Raw genomic sequence first — 17370 nt, 5'->3', positions numbered from 1 at the left:
AAGGAATATAATAGTAATGAACATGCGAGTGGCCTCCTCTTATCTGGCAGGAATCCTCTTCCTCTCCTGCATTCCCATGATCCAGGGTGGAACTCCGGTCTACGGAGTTCCCCCAGTGGCGGCACAGGAGCAGGAAGGGAGCCGGGGCCTTATTTATCAAGCCTCCCAGGCCACCGAACAAGCCTGGGAGGAGTTTCATGCTGCGGCCATCGGAGGAACCCTGGCTTCACCAGCAGTTCAGTCCAGCATTGAACGACAGTTACACGAAGCCCGCGCGTTGTTGATGGAGGCCAGAAAGGCTGAGCGGGACAACCAATTTGATGCCGTAAACACTCTCACACAAAAGATCATGCGGATCACTCAGAACATTGTTCAGGCAAGTCGGGAGAAGAAACAATGAAGATGTGGTGTTTAATGATAATCGCACTCATGCTGACAGTTACCCCACCGACTGCCACGGCAGCGGAAGCGACCACGATAGAAAAGGACCCAGTCGAAATGATGACTATTCCGGCCGGTCCGTTCATACGAGGAAGCGCCCCAGGAGAGGGTCGCCTCGACGAACAGCCTCGCCGCAAGATTTACCTCAATGCCTTTGCCATCGATACGTATGAAGTGAGCAATGCGCATTACATGAAATTCCTGGATGAAACGTTACATAAACCGCCAATGAATGTGTTCGCCGAACGCCCGTTCAACAAGGAAGAGGGCATTGCGGAACTCCCAGTCGTCCAGGTCACCTGGCATGATGCCGTCGATTATTGCTTTTGGGCCGGAAAGCGTCTGCCGACCGAAGCCGAATGGGAGAAAGCGGCTCGAGGAAACGATGGTCGTCTCTACCCCTGGGGGGACCAAGCACCTACTCCGAAACAAGCCAATTTTGAAAGAGACTGGGAAGAGAAAAAGACCTTTGTCGAAGTGACGGCCCTTCCGGAAGGCCAATCACCATACGGACTCCGAAACCTTGCCGGCAATGTCCGTGAATGGGTGCAGGACTGGTATGCCTCCGAATACTATGCCAGCGCTCCGGACAAAAATCCCAAAGGCCCGGAGACCGGAATTTTAAAAGTTCTCCGTGGAGGATCGTGGAAAAGTTTTGATACTGATTTGAGAGCCACCTCCCGAGGCAAGGGTGGATTTGCACTAAAAACTCATGGCATCGGGTTTCGATGTGCGCGGGACATTGGTCCGGGTCAGACCGAGTCAGAAAGCAATACACAGTAATGAATCATAAAGGTGTTGTGATGAAAACGCTCCAAGTCCTCTATTTAACTTCAGCGGTGATCCTCTTGGGCTTTTCTATGTCAGACATCGCTGCTAGCGAAGAAGGCACTCATTCGATCAAAGGCGTTCGACCGGAAATCGTGGCAGATTTCATTTATGCGGTGATCGAATCTGACCGGACCCTGTATACCACCCATATCGTCGACCGCATGCAGGAAACAGGAACGGTCATCGCCTCGGAAACCTGGGAGTCCCGGAACGCTCTGCCCCTTCAGGCTCAGATGCTGCTGCTGTCGGGATCTGCCGTGAAGGAGAAAGGCATCGGCCTTGAGTATCGTCTGGCAAGCCGTCTGCCTATTTACCAAAAAAATGGTCCGGCCTCGGACTTCGAAGAAGCTGGTCTGGCGGCCGTAGAACGTGAGCCGTCTCAACCGGCCACAGGTTACATCACCAAGGGGGAACAAACATATTTCCAGGCGATCTATGCAGACCGGGCAATCTCCAGGGCCTGCGTCACTTGTCATAACACACACCTCCTCAGCCCAAAACGTGATCGGAAACTGGGTGACGTCATGGGAGGAATTATCATCTCCTTTCCGGTTGAATAATGTAGAGGCATAGAACATCATTCGATTCATGGAATATCGACAGGCAGACAATCATGTTGATTTTGAGAACAGAGCCCCTCTTTCCCGCTAGAGGAACCATACTCGCGGTCTTCGCCGTGACTTTTTGTGCGGTGCTGAATCCTGTGCATTCAGGATTCGCTTATGAAGAAATCCCAAATTTCGCTGGGGGGGATCTTGAGGGATCCGTCTTCATGAAGGGAACACTTCATTCACCAAGACGGTACAACCTCGTTCTCTCAGCCGATCCCTATTATTGTGGACGAATTTCTGACGGAAAAGGTTGGCGGTTGTCTCCCATCACCAGACCGGGTCCAAACCACTCCCTGCCTGGTGCCGTGGTTTATCTGGAGAACGTCCCCCGAGGAAAAGCCGCTCCCTCGACACCGGCCATGGTTCAAACCAAAGACTGTATGTTTCTTCCTCATGTCGGCACCGCAAAAGCCGGTCAGGACCTCCATTTTCAAAATTGGGATCCTGTTGAACACAAACTCGAAATTTTTCTAACCTCTGCCACGGGTGGACTTCATCTGTTCGGGCAGACTCTTCCACCGCATCCCGATAATCGTAAGAGTGATTTTCTTTCAGAAGGCAAGACCGGCACCCATCGAGCCGGGACGAAAGTCACGTATGCGGTGGAGAAGACTGGCATTATCCTCTTTCGCTGTAGCTATCATGAATTTATGGAAGGGTGGGGTATTGTACTTCCACATCCCTATGTCACTCAGGCGGGAAAACGAGGTGAATTTTCCATCACTGACATTCCGCCGGGAACCTACAATCTCGTCATCTGGCACCCGATGGGTCAGACCATCACGTCCATTCACATCCTTCCCGGACGCACCCTCAACGTGGACGTGGATGTTTCCTCAACTTCGACAACTGCCTACCCTGAAGATACGCATAAGCCCGATCCTTTTGGCATTGATCTGGTGGGAGATGCTCATATTGTTCCTACGGTGGAATTGCAAGAATGGGATGCCCCCTCTGAAATCATGAGATAGGAGACTGAACATGAAGATGGTCATTGCCGGTGGAACTGGATTTATCGGACGAGAGGTTTGCCGGATGTTGATTGAAGAAGGACATTCCGTCATCATTCTCACCCGCCATGCAGAAAATTACACTGCGTCTGCCACCCCACAACGTCATTTCGTCCAGTGGGATGGAGTCACTCTGGGGCCATGGGCGCAGGAATGTGAGGGTGCAGATGTTGTCATCAATCTTTCCGGTGCACCGATTGCCGATTCCCGCTGGACCGACAAGCGAAAACAGGCGCTCATTGACAGCCGGGTGGAACCGATCCAAGCCTTGCTTCTGGCAATCCCGACCTGGAAACACAAACCTCACACATTTATTTCCGCCTCAGGAGTCGGCTTCTATGGAGCCAGGGGTGAGGAAGAGCTGAATGAATCATCCACGCGTGGGAAGGGCTTTCTTTCAGATCTCTCTCAGGTTTGGGAAAATACGGCCATGGAGGCCGAAGCCTTGGACCTTCGGGTGATTCCAGTCCGATTCGGAATGGTCTTGGGACCGGATGGCGGAGCTCTATCAAAAATGACTGTGCCGTTTCGCGTGTTTCTGGGCGGTCCCGTTCTACCCGGCACTCAATATGTTTCGTGGATCCATCGGAATGATCTTGCTCGCCTTATCCTTTTTATCATCACCCACCCCACTCTCGATGGGACGGTTAACGGCGTCGCTCCGGAAGCAGTGACCATGCAGCACTTTTGTACGACATTGGGAAAAACGATGAATCGTCCATCCTGGTTGCCGGTTCCTGGATTTGCGTTGAAGATCGCTCTGGGAGAGCTCGCGACGATGCTGACAACCGGACAACGCGTTCTCCCGCAAAAAGCCCTGGATAGCGGATTTTCATATTCCTTTCCCACCCTACAGAAAGCATTACAATCAATATTGGGCAAAGCATGAACTCAAGGGACGCAGCCGGACTATTCCCATAGAATCTAATGAGCGAACCGATGAATATTAGAGGCAAAAAAACAATCACTTTCGGTCATCTTCTTCATGCTGTGCTTTTCAATTTTTACTCTCGGAGTCGTTCTTTTTTCTGGGAATCCTCTGTTCTGGGAGCATCGCCATCCCTGGAGAAAGGCAACCTCATTCCCTCTGCGAGCGCCATCGGAGAAGATGGAGGGACCGTTGCCCTCGATAACCTCAGGGGGAACATGACGTTAATCAACGTCGTACCATAGTTGAATACGCCGGTGTGCGATGAACAGACACACCGATTCAGCGAACGCAATGGAGGATTGGATCACCTGATGACGTTCGTCACCTTGAGTACGATTGCCTACAACGATCAACAGGAATTTTCTGCTAAGGCGAATATTCATCATATACCATTTTAGCGGACGTTCTTGAATATCGGTTCGGCACACAGACAGGCCTTCTTCTGGAAGACTTGAGCATTCTCCGGCGCGATGCTCATACTGGATGCCAAGGGCAGTATTCGATATGTTGAAACAGTTCCTATGGACCAGTTACCTGATTTTTCCCAGGCCTTGCGGGTGCCCCAAAGCCTGCTGCCCAATGCTTCTTAAGGGGGTGACACGATGACTGAACACATTCTTATTTTTTTCAATTTGTTGGCCATGGCCATTTTGGTGGGCAAGATTGTCTTTCTGTCGTTTGTGACCGCGCCGGTTCTCTCACGGACCCTGGATACCGACACCTTCGCCAAAGTCGTCCGAAGCCTGTTTCCTCAGTATTATGGATTGGGAATGATCAGTGCTGCTGTTGGCTGGACCACCAGCATTGCCCTGGGACTGCTGAATGGATTTGAATCCATCGTCCTGCTTCCCGCCACCATCTGGTTAGGCGTTCTGGCCATTGAGCATTACTGCCGGACACCCCTCATTGCTCAAATCAATGACCTCAGTGACCAATTGAAAGCCAAGCAGGCTAGAGGCCTCACGACCCCGTTACTTCAACAACAACGGGATGGTCTTCACCGCCTTTCCGTCCAACTGAATTCCCTGGTCTTATTCATGGGTTTGTGCCTCATGGGCTTATTCGGCATCTCGCCGTAATTTATAAAAGGAGAATTGAGATATGCGCCTCTATGCACCTTTCAACAATCGCGTAAGCAGATTCATGCTTCCCTGTTTCGCCATGGCTTTGCTCCTGGTTAGCTCATTCGCTCCCGGAAGTCTCGCTTACGAAGAGGCAGATGAAAAACCCCCAACTTCCAGCAACCCCCACGCCAGCCCTCCAGGCGCCAACACACCCGCTCCCTCGGGAATTGTCGGACTTGCCCTGCATATTACAGCGGTTCGAATTGGAGAACCTGCTCGATTGATCATTCGCGCCGTGCATCCGTCCGGACCCGCCGCACGCGCTGGACTGAATCATGGGGAGGAAATTCTGACAGTCGACGGGCTCCCCCTAGCCGGGAAAACCTATCAGGAGGCGGTTGGGCTTATACGTGGAGAAGTGGGAAGCACCGTCCGACTGGGACTTACAGGCCCGCAAGGTGAACGCACCGTCAGCGTCGTGAGAATTAACGAATCGGTGTTAATGGAGCAAACACCTCAAGCCATGTAAATGGAGTAAAAGTTGCAGGGCAGGCCATCTTCCCTGGGAAACCGAATCCGAGGGGTTGAATGAAGTTAGGAAGGATTCAGGAACGCCAAACCCTTGGGGGAGACTTGTCATGAATAATAAGCACTCAACGCCGGAGAAGGATTGAGAAACATGCGACATGGGCATGGTGGATCCGTCACCCGTCAGGAAAGGGATTACACACCCCTATGACCATACCACTTATCGACATCGATCACAAACCTCACAAAAAAACGACCCGACCCGACAACAATATGGCTGAGCCCCTTTCTGATCATAAGCCGCGACTTGGGATCAGCCAATGCCTCCTCGGTGATACCGTTCGATACGATGGTGGGCACAAACGTGATGCCTTTCTCACAGACGTCCTAGCCCCGTTCGTCGAATGGCTTCCGGTCTGCCCAGAAGTGGAAGCCGGACTGAGTACTCCGCGAGAAGCCATGCATTTGGCCGGCGATCCTGAGGCTCCACAACTCCTGACCATCCGCTCCCACATTGATCACACCGCCACCCTGCACGACTTTAGTCAGCGCCGGGTTCAGGAGTTACAGGAAAGTGATTTGGATGGGTATATTTTTAAAAAAAGTTCCCCAAGCTGCGGTGTGTATCGGGTCAAGGTCTATACCGATAAAGGTCAACCTTCCAAGCAGGGAACGGGTATCTTTGCCTCCGCATTCCAACACGCGTTTCCCCTGCTTCCTGTGGAGGAGGAAGGTCGTTTGAGCGATGCCCCCCTTCGGGAAAACTTTATCGAGCGCATTTTCTGTTATCGAAGGTGGAAAACCTTATTTCAGGAGCACCGGATCAGCCGAGGGGCCATTGTGCAATTCCATACCCGCCACAAATATTTATTGCTCACCCACAGCCGTCCACATTATCACGAACTTGGACAACTCATCGCGCAGGCAGGCCAATACACAGCTGGTGATCTGGCCAACCGATACGGTCCATTATTTATGGACGCGCTGAAAATCAAGGCCACCGTGCGAAAGCATGTCAATGTCCTCCAGCATCTGGCCGGCTACTTCAAAAAACAACTGAGCACCATTGAACGGGCCGAGTTGCAGGAAACCATTCAGGATTACCACCGGCATCTCACACCCCTGGCTGTTCCTCTGACGCTCATTAAACATTATGTGCGCATCCTGGCTGTTCCCTATTTAATGGATCAGGTTTATCTCAATCCACATCCGAAAGAGCTGATGTTGCGCAATCATGTCTAACGTTGCAAATGATTCCCAGAAATTTCGCATTAAATCTGTGGCCAGTACGACAGGACTCAGCGCCCACGTGATTCGGAAATGGGAAGAACGCTACCAATTGGTCCATCCTCAGCGAGCTTCTAACGGCTATCGACTTTTTACTGAAGACGATATTCAATTTCTCCTGTACCTGAAATCACAGGTGGATCATGGTGAGTCCATTGGTCAATTAGCCCAGGCCGGTGAGCACGAACTCCGACAGTTGATGCAGCATGTCCCCCTTGATCTCTCAGGGATACCCTCCACATATTGGAATGACGCACAGGAAATGATTCGATCCGCGCGGCGGCAGGATGTGCAGGAAATCACCACCATGCTTGAAAACTGGATTGATGGTCTGGGGCTGGAACAGGCTTTGACTATCATTATCTTTCCTTTCTTGCGACTGATTGGTGAACTATGGCATCAGGGAGGAATCAGTTTGAGGGGAGAACAAAATGTGAGCCGTTTGGTGCGCCAACACCTCATCAACATCATCAGGGAAGAATCTCCTCTTGGAAGACCGCACGCCTTGATTGCCTGCGTGCCTGGAGACTTTCATGAAATCGGTCCGCTCACAGCTTCGGTGCTATTACGACGAATAGGATGGCATAGTATTTATCTCGGGCCCAATGTCTCATTTGAGATGTTGGAAATGGCCTTGCGCCGAAAACACGCACAGCTTATTATTCTTTCCTGCATTATTGAACCGGGTAAAGGCACACTACAAACCTGGATTCGTGATATTACTCAACATCTTCAGCCATTGTGTGAGGTAGTGGTGGGCGGACGCGGGTTCACACCCTTCGCCCAACTACTCGGCACCCACAATATTTCCTATTTTGGTCAGGTTCAAGAAGTCAAAACGGTTCAACCCCGAACTCCCCTTCCTCACATGGCAAAGAACATAAGCTCGTCCTCATTCACCACCTAGTCTATTGAAGGAGTTTGATTTATGGCAGACCTTAAAAAAGCTATTCTTCTTGTCGGACACGGAGGCATCCCTAAAGGATATCCATCGGACCTCATTACCAAATTGAAACGCCTTGAAGCCCAGCGAAGAGCAGCCGGCACTCCCATGTCACCTGAAGAATTAGAATTGGATACCAAGGTTCGTACTTGGCCACGGACCCCTGAGACCGATCCTTACCAGGCCGGCCTCGAATCCCTTGGGGCTGCCATGAAGCCACTCTTGAACGGATCGTTGTTTGGCTTGGCCTATAATGAGTTCTGCGGACCGACCCTCGCCGAAGCAGTGGAATCCCTCATTCGAGAGGGAGCAGAGACTATTACCGTAGTTTCGACCATGTTTACTCCGGGAGGATCGCATTCCGAAAGTGAAATCCCTGAAGAACTGGAGGAACTTAGAAAGAAACATCCGAAGGTGACTCTCATCTATGCCTGGCCGTTCAACCTGGAGAAGGTCTCAAGAATGCTGATGGAGCATATCCAACAATTTTGATAGGCTTAATAAGGTTTTTCATCCACCGTTCAATACGCGTAGAGAGGTAGACACAAGCGCATGGCACCCAAAGGGCAAAGCCCCTTGACCAGAAAGCGAAAGCCACCGTCCAGGCCCCCAAAACTGGATACCATCCATCATGTGGCGATTCCAGTCCCGAACGTGGCCAAAGCGGTCGAATGGTATACCTCCCGCTTCAACTGTTGCGTGGACTACATCGATGAATCCTGGGCGCTTCTGGCCTTCGCCAATACCAAACTGGCCCTTGTTCTGCCTCGGGACCATCCTTCTCATTTTGCGCTCAGCCGTCCAGATGCCAACAAATTTGGAGATCTCATCACCCACCGGGACGGACTCAATTCGGTCTATATCACCGATCCCTTCGGCAATTCAATTGAAGTGATGGAAGAGTCATAATTTGCACGACTTTCCGAACATCAGGCATATACCTTTTTCCTTTCTCGGCCTCAACCAACATATTTCTCCCATGAATGCTGATGTGCCCTTTTCGGAGCAGGTCTTGCCGGACTTTCCTGCGCGAAAACATTAGCGGATTATGGGATAAACTTTTTACTGCTTGAAGCATCAGAAGACGTAGGGGGGAGGATTCGCACAGATCACGTTGATGGTTCCTTCTAGACCGGGGTTTCCAGGTCTTTTCCACTGCGTATCCTGAGGCCAAACGCATATTGAATTACCCTGCCCTCGAGCTCCATCAATTTTTCCCAGGTGCAGTGATTCGGTGTCTTGGTAAATGGCATCGGATGCCGGATCCCTTCTGACATCCTTTTCAGGGAATTCAAGCGCTCTTCACTCCTATCGGCACCCTTTCAGACAAAATCCGGGTAACAACATTTCGCCATCGGGCAAATACAGGAAGCTTGAACGATTTATTTCAAAGGCCCGAAACCTCAACACTCCAACACCTTAAAATTTTCGGATTTTCTTACTCCATAGTCGAACGATTTTTTCGACCATTCCTTGGTGGCGTATTTTTGGATTCGGATTTACAGACTTCCAGTCGTATGGCGGAATTTGCTTTTCGGATATTTGCGTCTGGAGACATTTCACTTCCCGACGGAGGGATGGGAGCCATTCCCCGACAATTGGTATCCCGTCTTCCGGCAGGGCGAATTAGCACTCAAGCCAGGGTCACATCCATGCAAAAGACTTCGGTAACCTTGGAATCAGGGGAGGCTCTATCCGCTCGCGCCATTGTCGTGGCCACCGACGGACCAGCCGCAACCAGGCTTGTTCCCGGACTCAATCCAGCTCCCTATCGCCATGTAACATGTCTATACTATGCTGCCTCTGAGCCGCCTTTTTCAGGGCCGTTTCTGTTATTGAACGGAGAGGGAGTCGGTCCAATTAATAATCTTTGTGTCCTCACTCAAATCGCCCCGACCTATTCCACGACCAACAAACAATTGATCTCCGTTTCAGTGTTAAACCATGCTGATTCTTCCAAAGAAGACCTTGCCACCCGGGTTCGCCAACAATTGCGTGAATGGTTTGGCTCACAAGTTGAAGGCTGGCAACCAATTCGAGCCTATTCCATCACCGCCGCCCAACCTGCCCAGGTTTCACCATTTCCTAACCCGTTCTCTCGTCAGACACATATTCAGGATGGAGTCGTTGTTTGTGGGGATTTTTCTGCCACCGGGACTATGGATGGAGCCCTTTTTTCCGGTCGTCGTGCGGCAGAAAAGATTCGAAAATGGCTAGAGACCTGATATCCGGCATCCTCCCCGTTTTCTAGAATTCCCCGACCCACCAACACTTCAATCTCCATAGTCGTCATTGAGACGGTCTACCTTCCGACATGCGCACGCAAGTCTTGAGCGGCCTTTCGTTGTCGAAGGTTTTTCATTTTTCTTTGACCTCTCCTAGACCCCAGGGTGTACATTGAAAAAGAAGCTATATTTAGAGAACCATAGGAAAGGCACTTCTCCCATGGAACAAATTACCCACAAGTTTTCAGATTCGGAGATTCATATACTTGAATGCGGCCTAGGATGGATCAAGGAAAGTGAAGATGCATTTGCCGACAAGCTGTTCCATCGCTTGTTGCGAGAGCATCCTGAGATCGCCACTTCTCTCCAAACAATGGGGCTACAACCATTCAGCAGGCGCATCGTCCAGATTCTCGATACGATCATCAAGGAAATCCGCTTAAGCGGAAAAATTCGGTCACCCATCAGAGAACAATGGGCAGATCTGGCACCCACAACGGTAAGCCACCTGCAACCTCATCACCTGCTCAGGATGGCGGAGACCTATTTAGACATTTTTTCTGAATTGGCAGAAGATGCCTGGAGCCCTGCCATGGAATCTGCCTGGAGAAAAATCATTCACCAGGTGAGCAACAGTTTGTGGGGGCACCAACCTGAATCCCTTTCCTTTTTAGCACTTTCATCGGCCTTTCCATTCATCAACAGGAGAAATAATCGTATGAGCCAACCATTTGCACTTTTTTGGGGAGCCTTCATAATTTTGGCGGGGAGCATCGCCTCTATCGGCCTGTGGAGTCGTTATCGCCTCGCAGAAGTAAAGCTGTCAAAGAAGCCAGGGCTAAAAAAAGTCTGGTGCTGAATAACCACTGATGTGATGAGACCCTTCCAAAACGAGCCGAGCCATGAATCAGGAACATTGAAATTTAATGGCTCAGCGAACAGGAGCAACATGAAACAGCCTAGATATCAACACCGAATGATTTTAATCCTGCCAATCCCTGGAATTCTGTTTGTAGCGGCGATCTTGGCCATGATCGACATCCCTCTAGCCGTGAGCCAACCGGTGACGATTCCCATTGCCTCCATTAAGGGAGACATCGCGATGGATGGGGCAAATCCTATTTGGGAGTCCGTCCCCGGAGTTGTCGTGCCATTGAGCGGTCAGACCATTACCACCCCCATGCACCCGAATATTTCGGTTAAGACCGTGATGGTGAAGGTGGCCACCAACGGACAAGACATTGGCGTCTGGGCAAACTGGGGTGATCAGACCATTAACAACACCACTATCGGGCCTCAGGATTTTCGGGATCAAATGGCCATCCAGTTTCCGGTTCAGGATGCCGGAGCTCCTCCATTTCAATGCATGGGGCAATCAGGGGGAACCGTGAATATTTGGCGATGGAACGCTGAATGGCAAAAAGACCTTGGCACGGGAGTGGCAGGCATGTGGGACGTAGACCAACAATACCCCGCAATCGCCTGGGATTATTATTATGAGGAACCCTCCGGAGGGGTCACATATACTAATCGAACCGGACGAAGCTCCGGGCCTTTCAATGAGGGCATCTGGTCAGGCAATATCATGTCAGATCCCTCCCTCCGGATCAGTTCTGTAGAAGATCTCAACGCCAATGGCTTTAGCACTCTCACCACCCAGTCAGCACAAAACGTACTGGGCAACGGATTATGGGAACCTTATGGCGCCCTTAAAGGAGGTTGTTGTAATGGACCGACGTGGCGCGTCGTCATGAAACGAGCCCTGACGACTGATGATCCCAATGATGTCCAGTTTATTGCTGGTTCAAGCTTTCCAGTGGCCTTTGCCGTGTGGGACGGCTCGAATGTAGAGCGTAATGGCATGAAAGGTATTTCGACCTGGTTTACGGCTCAAATGCCAAATTAGCGGAATATTGCAATAAACTCTTCAGGAGTGCCAAATCTCACCAAGGCCCTAGAGTCCAAGGGAAAGTATTGTGAGGGTTTAGCGGATAGGCATCTGAAGAACTTTGTGTTTCCACGCCATTCGGGGCATGAAAATTTGAGAATACAAACTGCGCCTATCAGGTGCCCATGAGACCGCGGAAATGGACCTTGCTTTCAACCTCAGCATTTCAAGTGTGGAGCTCTCCCTCAATTCAGTATAAATTACTCCACGCCACGAGGAATAATTCCTTCCGCTAAAGCCTGGGTACCCTTTTTTACGGCTTGAGATGGAAACTGTTCTTATTCCTATCCCCCTTCTGTGCCATATGACCTATCGGACTCATTCCCCTATGGTTACAATTAAAAAACAACATCATAGACCATTCGCTCATGTGAAGGGGGATTAAATTAATGATCCAAATTTCGTACATCAGTACCGCCACGAAACCGATGTCACAAGAGGATTTGGAACAGATTCTAAGGAGCAGCCGTGAAAACAATGCACGATTAGGCATAACCGGAATGTTGCTGTATGGAAACAATACCTTCATCCAAATACTGGAAGGGGAAGAGCAGGCTGTACATGAATTGATTGCGAGAATCAAAAAAGATCCTCGCCACACCGACTTTCAAGTGCTGAAGAAAAAAACCGTGGATCGTCGCGAGTATGCCGACTGGAGCATGGGATTTAAAAGGGTATCCGGAGAAGAATTTCAGGCCGTGAAAGGCCTCGAAAACCTCGTTGAGAAGGATTTCAATACGACTTTTTTGGGAAGCCACGAGAGTATTGTGGATTCCCTGATGGAGCATTTCCGCAAAGACCGGCTCAAAAAAATCGGGCAGGAAGAATTATCCCTCGATCAAGAAGATCGTCTCATACAAGTTCTCCACCAGACCATACGGGCAGCCGTAAAAGTCCTGGCAGTCTTGATGGTGTTTACCATTTTGTGGGGAGTCGTTGATGTGGTGTACCTCATTTATCAAAAACTCATATTGCCGAGTTTCACGACATTTACCATTAGGGATATCGTCACCACATTTGGAGCATTTCTAGCCGTTCTCATTGCCATAGAAATTTTCATTAACATTACGCTGTATATACGCAAAGACGTCATTCACATTAAAATGGTCGTAGCTACAGCTTTAATGGCCATAGCCCGAAAGGTGATCATTTTCGATTTCAAAGAAATCACACCTCCCTATATTTTTGCAACTGCTGCGGTGGTGCTGGCGCTAGGCATTACCTACTGGCTCATTGAAAGACGGTTTACCTGGGGAGAACCAGATAATCTGTAATACAACGAATGTTGGGTTGCCCCCTCCATCGGAATTCAACCCAATACCATCCTTTGGCTGAATCAGGATTTAGCCAAATGGTAATCACGAAATTTTTTCCTTTAGTTAGTGTGGAGCATTGAATTTTCGGCTTTGAATTGTGCCAAAGGCATAGCATGACAACAAACAACTCCCCAGTCGTGGTCTGGTTTCGCCAGGATTTACGCATCAAGGACAACCCGGCATTGTTGGCGGCCCATAAAACAGGGCACCCTATCCTCCTACTATTTATTCTTGATGAGGAAAATAGCGGAGAATGGAAGTTAGGCGCTGCCAGCCGCTGGTGGCTGCATGAAAGTCTCAAGGTGCTGAACGTAACATTCGAGGGCAATCTGTGCTTCAAGAAAGGACCGGCTCAAAAGGTCCTGATGGACGTCATCAAAGAGGCAGGAGCAGCGGCAATTTATTGGAACCGATGTTACGAACCCTGGCGAATCGCCAGGGATGCACACATACAAGAAACATTGCAGACCAAAGGAATCGAGGTTCACACCTGTAACGGCTCCCTGCTTTTTGAACCCCAGACAGCGCTCAAAAGCGACGGCACTCCGTATAAGGTGTTCACTCCCTTTTATCAAAATGGATGTCTCAGAAATGGCAATGAACCCCGACAACCCCTAAAAGCCCCAAAAAATTTAAGGCTTTCCACATACAAAGGTGTGGCACTGAAAGATCTGGACCTGCTGCCAAATATTCCCTGGCACAAAAAACTTGCCAAACATTGGGAGCCCGGAGCAGCCGGGGCACAGGCTCGACTGAAAGCGTTTCTCAAAAGCGGCCTCAAACACTACAAAGAAGGCCGAAACTATCCCTCCAGAAACAATGTCTCGCGGTTATCGCCGCATCTGCATTTCGGAGAAATCTCACCGAATGCGGTGTGGCATGCCGCCAAACAACACATGGGCGCTGAAGGATGGCGGAAGGAGGGGGAGACGTTTTTAAGTGAACTGGGCTGGCGGGAATTTTCTCACAGTCTGCTCTTTCATTTCCCGGAGCTCCCCCGAAAAAATCTGCAAAAGAAATTTAATACCTTTCCCTGGCGTAAAGATCTAAAAGCCCTGAAAAGATGGCAACAAGGTCAAACCGGCTACCCCATCGTGGATGCCGGCATGCGTGAACTGTGGGGAACCGGTTACATGCATAACCGTATTCGCATGATTGTCGGATCCTTTCTGGTTAAAAACCTCATGTTGCACTGGCACCTTGGGGAAGACTGGTTTTGGGATACATTGGTCGATGCCGATCTTGCCAACAACAGTGCCAGCTGGCAATGGATTGCAGGCTGTGGGGCCGATGCGGCACCCTATTTTAGAATTTTCAACCCAGTCACGCAGGGAAAAAGGTTCGATGAAGATGGCGAGTATGTTCGACGGTTCATCCCCGAGTTAAAAAAGATGCCGATGAAATACCTGCATAATCCTTGGGAAGCACCCGAAAAAGTGTTGGCAGAAGCGGGGGTGCTACTCGGAGAGAATTATCCCCTGCCGATCGTCAAACTCAGCGATTCCCGTGAGCGAGCGCTGGAAGCATTTTCGGGATTGACCTAAGCATCGCAAATGCCCCATACAACTCGGTCGCAATTGGATACGGGGACTTCCCTGGTTTTCAAGAGTCATTCATGAGATCTTAAAAAACAAAACCTGCTTTGAACCCGAAGACACAGCCACGCCTCCATTGCACGAAGCCGTACCCACTGAGGGTCTATTATGACGGCGAATGCCAGATTTGTCGTCGAGAGATCGATCTGATGAAAATGTTCAATCGAAAAGCCCATCTTCATTTCATTGATTTTTCAAATTCGTCTTATCATGCCACAGACCATGGACTGAGCCAATGTAATTTGGAGAAAGTGATCCATGCCCGCTGGTCGGATGGAACCCTCATTACAGGTGTCGAGGTGTTCAGGGAAATGTGGGAGGGAGTTGGGCTAGGCTTTCTTGCTCGGTGTAGCCGAAGACCAATCTTCAATAAACTCTTGGTGAACACATATACCTGGTTTGCCAAAAATCGATTGCGACTGACTGGCCGTGCCTAATAGTATTCATCTAGGCAGAAAATTTTCCGTAACCTTCCTACTCATACTTACATTAATGATCGCACGGATTCCATTTTCCTAAATTTACTAAAGGCCTCATGAATGAATTTCACAACAAATTGAAGTCATCCACAAAAGGCATGAGAAAGTGAAACTGGGTTATCGTCCTAGAAGATCAACGTCATGATAAAATAGGCCCGTTGAGCCGGGAAGCCTCCCATGGTCCTGACATGGTGCCCATCAAGTCTCACTGGGAAACCGGGAGAAGACCCTACTACCCAAAAGATACCCAAAACCAGAGGCAAATTCTTCAACCTATCCTTACAAATCAGTTAACATCATGATCATTCATTGTTTCCGGAAAATGCGCGAATTTCCTAGGCAATATTAAGCAATCAAGATTGGCGAACATGATTCAGGGAGTAGTTGATCGAGAGTTTGATGGGATGATTGAAAAATCGCCCGTCCCCGTTTTAGTAGAATTTTGGCAGCCCGACTGTGGCCATTGTCGAGCTCTGACCAAAGAATTAGAGCACTTGCAGAAAGAGCTTGGGAAACGCCTTCTCATCCTCACAATGAACGTGCAGGAGAATTTCCTCATTCCCGGGGAATTAGAGATTCATTCCCTTCCTACCTTAGCCCTATTTCTGAATGGGGAATTCAAGCAATTCATTGGTGGGATCGGCAAAAAGGATCAGATCATCGAGCAGCTCTCTCCTTGGCTTGAAAATTCCCATTAGCCCGGTTTTGGATTTATTGAAAATTTTTACGGGTTTCTTTCTTAATGTGATTCAAATATGTTTCACACTTGGAAGGACGATGCCAGGCTCATTACGATGAGAGCTTCTTTCTTCACGTCATATGCCTCCCCCCATACCCTCTAGTTACTCCAAATTGTCTAACGTTTCATTATATTTCTTTGGCCCCCACAAGGGATGAAGTCGATATGATAGTGATAAAGATAAAAAGCAATAAACCATAGAGAAATGTTGGTTTACAAATCAGGTGTACCTCCTATCGGCGAACGAATTCTGGTAGTCGATGAACAGGAAACTATAATTTTTTCTTCACGACAGATTGAGAAAAATTAGATTTGAAGTTTCCACCTTCCTCGAACAACCTGGAGAGACTTACGGCCCTTAAAACGGAATCCGTTAATGAGATTTTCCTTGACCTTGAAATGCCGATCATCGAGGACTTGACGACGCTAAACCAACTCTGGAAAAGATCTGACCATTTCAGTGGTCATGATGCCTGCAGATCCCACTCGGTCGACGATGATTAAGGCTATCGAAGGCGGGACCAGCCATTTTCTGTTAATCCCATCTCCGATCATATTCTCAAGCACAAATGCCTTTGGCTATTTTTCTAGAACCCAGTATGGGTTTATTAGGAAAAAGTTCAAACACCTAATAGTCCAGTTGATATTTCTATCTGGGCCAATTGCCCTGACCGGAGGTTCAGAATTACACTGGAGTAAACGAATGACTGGTTGTCCATTATCTCAGGAGGATTCACCATGGCAGGCACAAATCTATTCATTCCTCGTTATGCCTCAATAGCCACACTGTGTGCGCTAGTAATCTTTAGCGGATGTAGTCAGGAGTATTCAACATCTATAGGAGAAGCAGTTGCCAATGAACCCCAGCCCCAACTACTCCCTTCAGATCAACAAGCTTCAAAGTTTGATTTCACAAAGGATAAACCGGCTTCACAAATTTACAACTTCACCATGGAAGATATTGATAATAAACCACGCTCCCTCAACGAGTTCAAAGGACAGGTCATGATGATCGTGAATACGGCAAGCTTTTGTGGAAATACGCCGCAGTATGCCGGACTCCAAACCTTATATGAACGATACCGCGATCAAGGATTTACGATTTTGGCCTTTCCGGCGAATGACTTTGGCAAACAGGAACCTGGAGACAACAAGGAAATCGCGGAATTTTGCTATACAAAGTATTCCTTGGAATTCCCGTTGTTTAGTAAAATCACGGTGATTGGTGAACAGAAGCACCCCCTCTATCGCTATCTCACCGAAGACACCAGCTTTAAGGGGGAGATCACCTGGAATTTCCAAAAATTTCTTATTAACCGGAACGGAGCGGTCATTGCTCGGTATGATCCTAAACAGAAGCCCCTGTCTCCACAGATTGTGGACGATATAGAAAATACTCTACGATTTTCCTAAACCTAAGAT

20 protein-coding genes and 1 pseudogene are annotated in these 17370 nt (G+C 49.2%); 20 read left to right on the top strand and 1 reads right to left on the bottom strand.

Annotated features, from left to right (window positions below; translation table 11 throughout):
• Positions 1-16: 16 nt before the first annotated feature.
• Genes ACWHYD_RS05055 through ACWHYD_RS05035 form a run of 5 tightly spaced genes read left to right on the top strand, consistent with a single transcriptional unit; the run spans position 17 to position 3782 of the window.
• Complete coding sequence (locus tag ACWHYD_RS05055) at positions 17-400, top strand: hypothetical protein (protein ID WP_447964825.1); 384 nt, start codon at positions 17-19, stop codon at positions 398-400.
• On the top strand, positions 397-1224 hold the full coding sequence (locus ACWHYD_RS05050; protein ID WP_447964824.1) for a formylglycine-generating enzyme family protein: 828 nt from the start codon (positions 397-399) through the stop codon (positions 1222-1224). The genes ACWHYD_RS05055 and ACWHYD_RS05050 overlap by 4 nt, the downstream gene beginning before the upstream one ends.
• Complete coding sequence (locus ACWHYD_RS05045) at positions 1224-1832, top strand: Tll0287-like domain-containing protein (protein ID WP_447964823.1); 609 nt, start codon at positions 1224-1226, stop codon at positions 1830-1832. Before ACWHYD_RS05050 ends, ACWHYD_RS05045 begins: the two co-directional genes overlap by 1 nt.
• A 53-nt stretch (positions 1833-1885) precedes the next feature.
• The gene (locus ACWHYD_RS05040; RefSeq protein ID WP_447964822.1) at positions 1886-2854 is read left to right on the top strand and encodes a hypothetical protein; all 969 of its coding nucleotides are present in this window, start codon (positions 1886-1888) and stop codon (positions 2852-2854) included.
• Between the two features lie 10 nt (positions 2855-2864).
• Positions 2865-3782, top strand: coding sequence for a TIGR01777 family oxidoreductase (locus tag ACWHYD_RS05035; RefSeq protein ID WP_447964821.1), 918 nt, complete (start codon positions 2865-2867; stop codon positions 3780-3782).
• A gap of 263 nt (positions 3783-4045) precedes the next feature.
• Here ACWHYD_RS05035 and ACWHYD_RS05030 read toward each other — a convergent pair whose 3' ends face one another.
• Entirely contained in the window at positions 4046-4252 is a 207-nt protein-coding gene (locus tag ACWHYD_RS05030; protein WP_447964820.1) for a hypothetical protein, read from the bottom strand.
• Positions 4253-4426: 174 nt separating this feature from the next.
• On the opposite strand from ACWHYD_RS05030, the gene ACWHYD_RS05025 reads away from it, so the two are divergent.
• The 15 genes and pseudogenes from ACWHYD_RS05025 to ACWHYD_RS04955 all read left to right on the top strand — a co-directional run bounded on the left by ACWHYD_RS05025 (position 4427) and on the right by ACWHYD_RS04955 (position 17361).
• The gene (locus ACWHYD_RS05025) at positions 4427-4903 is read left to right on the top strand and encodes a DUF4149 domain-containing protein (protein WP_447964819.1); all 477 of its coding nucleotides are present in this window, start codon (positions 4427-4429) and stop codon (positions 4901-4903) included.
• 22 nt (positions 4904-4925) lie between these two features.
• Entirely contained in the window at positions 4926-5417 is a 492-nt protein-coding gene (locus ACWHYD_RS05020) for a PDZ domain-containing protein (protein ID WP_447964818.1), read from the top strand.
• A gap of 272 nt (positions 5418-5689) precedes the next feature.
• On the top strand, positions 5690-6658 hold the full coding sequence (locus tag ACWHYD_RS05015) for a YbgA family protein (RefSeq protein WP_447965824.1): 969 nt from the start codon (positions 5690-5692) through the stop codon (positions 6656-6658).
• Entirely contained in the window at positions 6651-7610 is a 960-nt protein-coding gene (locus tag ACWHYD_RS05010; protein ID WP_447964817.1) for a MerR family transcriptional regulator, read from the top strand. The genes ACWHYD_RS05015 and ACWHYD_RS05010 overlap by 8 nt, the downstream gene beginning before the upstream one ends.
• Before the next feature lie 21 nt (positions 7611-7631).
• Positions 7632-8138 (top strand): sirohydrochlorin chelatase, encoded by a 507-nt coding sequence (locus ACWHYD_RS05005; RefSeq protein WP_447964816.1) that lies wholly within the window; start codon positions 7632-7634, stop codon positions 8136-8138.
• A 60-nt stretch (positions 8139-8198) separates the two neighbouring features.
• On the top strand, positions 8199-8555 hold the full coding sequence (locus tag ACWHYD_RS05000) for a VOC family protein (RefSeq protein WP_447964815.1): 357 nt from the start codon (positions 8199-8201) through the stop codon (positions 8553-8555).
• Positions 8556-8660: 105 nt separating this feature from the next.
• A pseudogene (locus tag ACWHYD_RS04995) lies at positions 8661-8777 on the top strand (FAD-dependent oxidoreductase); the annotation flags it as partial.
• 158 nt (positions 8778-8935) lie between these two features.
• The gene (locus tag ACWHYD_RS04990; RefSeq protein ID WP_447965823.1) at positions 8936-9871 is read left to right on the top strand and encodes an FAD-dependent oxidoreductase; all 936 of its coding nucleotides are present in this window, start codon (positions 8936-8938) and stop codon (positions 9869-9871) included.
• Between the two features lie 220 nt (positions 9872-10091).
• Positions 10092-10730 (top strand): globin, encoded by a 639-nt coding sequence (locus ACWHYD_RS04985; protein ID WP_447964814.1) that lies wholly within the window; start codon positions 10092-10094, stop codon positions 10728-10730.
• Positions 10731-10820: 90 nt separating this feature from the next.
• Positions 10821-11777: an ethylbenzene dehydrogenase-related protein gene (locus ACWHYD_RS04980; protein WP_447964813.1), complete on the top strand. Its 957-nt coding sequence runs from the start codon at positions 10821-10823 to the stop codon at positions 11775-11777.
• Positions 11778-12208: 431 nt separating this feature from the next.
• Positions 12209-13093: a phosphate-starvation-inducible PsiE family protein gene (locus ACWHYD_RS04975; protein ID WP_447964812.1), complete on the top strand. Its 885-nt coding sequence runs from the start codon at positions 12209-12211 to the stop codon at positions 13091-13093.
• 155 nt (positions 13094-13248) lie between these two features.
• On the top strand, positions 13249-14679 hold the full coding sequence (locus ACWHYD_RS04970) for a cryptochrome/photolyase family protein (RefSeq protein WP_447964811.1): 1431 nt from the start codon (positions 13249-13251) through the stop codon (positions 14677-14679).
• 98 nt (positions 14680-14777) lie between these two features.
• Positions 14778-15167, top strand: a complete 390-nt coding sequence (locus tag ACWHYD_RS04965; RefSeq protein WP_447964810.1) for a thiol-disulfide oxidoreductase DCC family protein — start codon at positions 14778-14780, stop codon at positions 15165-15167.
• 410 nt (positions 15168-15577) lie between these two features.
• Positions 15578-15907, top strand: coding sequence for a thioredoxin family protein (locus ACWHYD_RS04960; RefSeq protein WP_447964809.1), 330 nt, complete (start codon positions 15578-15580; stop codon positions 15905-15907).
• 779 nt (positions 15908-16686) lie between these two features.
• Complete coding sequence (locus tag ACWHYD_RS04955) at positions 16687-17361, top strand: glutathione peroxidase (protein WP_447964808.1); 675 nt, start codon at positions 16687-16689, stop codon at positions 17359-17361.
• Positions 17362-17370 lie beyond the last annotated feature (9 nt).

It is taken from the genome of Nitrospira sp. Ecomares 2.1 (assembly GCF_965152585.1).
The sequence above is the reverse complement of the archived record's forward strand: the minus strand, read 5'-3'. Positions and strand labels throughout refer to the sequence as shown.

Bases quoted from the DNA above. Each gene is read 5' to 3' on its own strand.
- ACWHYD_RS04955 (WP_447964808.1), top strand. From the start codon at position 16,687: ATGGCAGGCACAAATCTATTCATTCCTCGTTATGCCTCAATAGCCACA.
- ACWHYD_RS04970 (WP_447964811.1), top strand. From the start codon at position 13,249: ATGACAACAAACAACTCCCCAGTCGTGGTCTGGTTTCGCCAGGATTTA.
- ACWHYD_RS05015 (WP_447965824.1), top strand. From the start codon at position 5,690: ATGGCTGAGCCCCTTTCTGATCATAAGCCGCGACTTGGGATCAGCCAA.
- ACWHYD_RS04980 (WP_447964813.1), top strand. From the start codon at position 10,821: ATGAAACAGCCTAGATATCAACACCGAATGATTTTAATCCTGCCAATC.
- ACWHYD_RS05010 (WP_447964817.1), top strand. From the start codon at position 6,651: ATGTCTAACGTTGCAAATGATTCCCAGAAATTTCGCATTAAATCTGTG.
- ACWHYD_RS05005 (WP_447964816.1), top strand. From the start codon at position 7,632: ATGGCAGACCTTAAAAAAGCTATTCTTCTTGTCGGACACGGAGGCATC.
- ACWHYD_RS05025 (WP_447964819.1), top strand. From the start codon at position 4,427: ATGACTGAACACATTCTTATTTTTTTCAATTTGTTGGCCATGGCCATT.
- ACWHYD_RS05045 (WP_447964823.1), top strand. From the start codon at position 1,224: ATGAATCATAAAGGTGTTGTGATGAAAACGCTCCAAGTCCTCTATTTA.
- ACWHYD_RS05035 (WP_447964821.1), top strand. From the start codon at position 2,865: ATGAAGATGGTCATTGCCGGTGGAACTGGATTTATCGGACGAGAGGTT.
- ACWHYD_RS04985 (WP_447964814.1), top strand. From the start codon at position 10,092: ATGGAACAAATTACCCACAAGTTTTCAGATTCGGAGATTCATATACTT.
- ACWHYD_RS05055 (WP_447964825.1), top strand. From the start codon at position 17: ATGAACATGCGAGTGGCCTCCTCTTATCTGGCAGGAATCCTCTTCCTC.
- ACWHYD_RS05000 (WP_447964815.1), top strand. From the start codon at position 8,199: ATGGCACCCAAAGGGCAAAGCCCCTTGACCAGAAAGCGAAAGCCACCG.
- ACWHYD_RS04960 (WP_447964809.1), top strand. From the start codon at position 15,578: ATGATTCAGGGAGTAGTTGATCGAGAGTTTGATGGGATGATTGAAAAA.
- ACWHYD_RS05050 (WP_447964824.1), top strand. From the start codon at position 397: ATGAAGATGTGGTGTTTAATGATAATCGCACTCATGCTGACAGTTACC.
- ACWHYD_RS05040 (WP_447964822.1), top strand. From the start codon at position 1,886: ATGTTGATTTTGAGAACAGAGCCCCTCTTTCCCGCTAGAGGAACCATA.
- ACWHYD_RS05020 (WP_447964818.1), top strand. From the start codon at position 4,926: ATGCGCCTCTATGCACCTTTCAACAATCGCGTAAGCAGATTCATGCTT.
- ACWHYD_RS04975 (WP_447964812.1), top strand. From the start codon at position 12,209: ATGATCCAAATTTCGTACATCAGTACCGCCACGAAACCGATGTCACAA.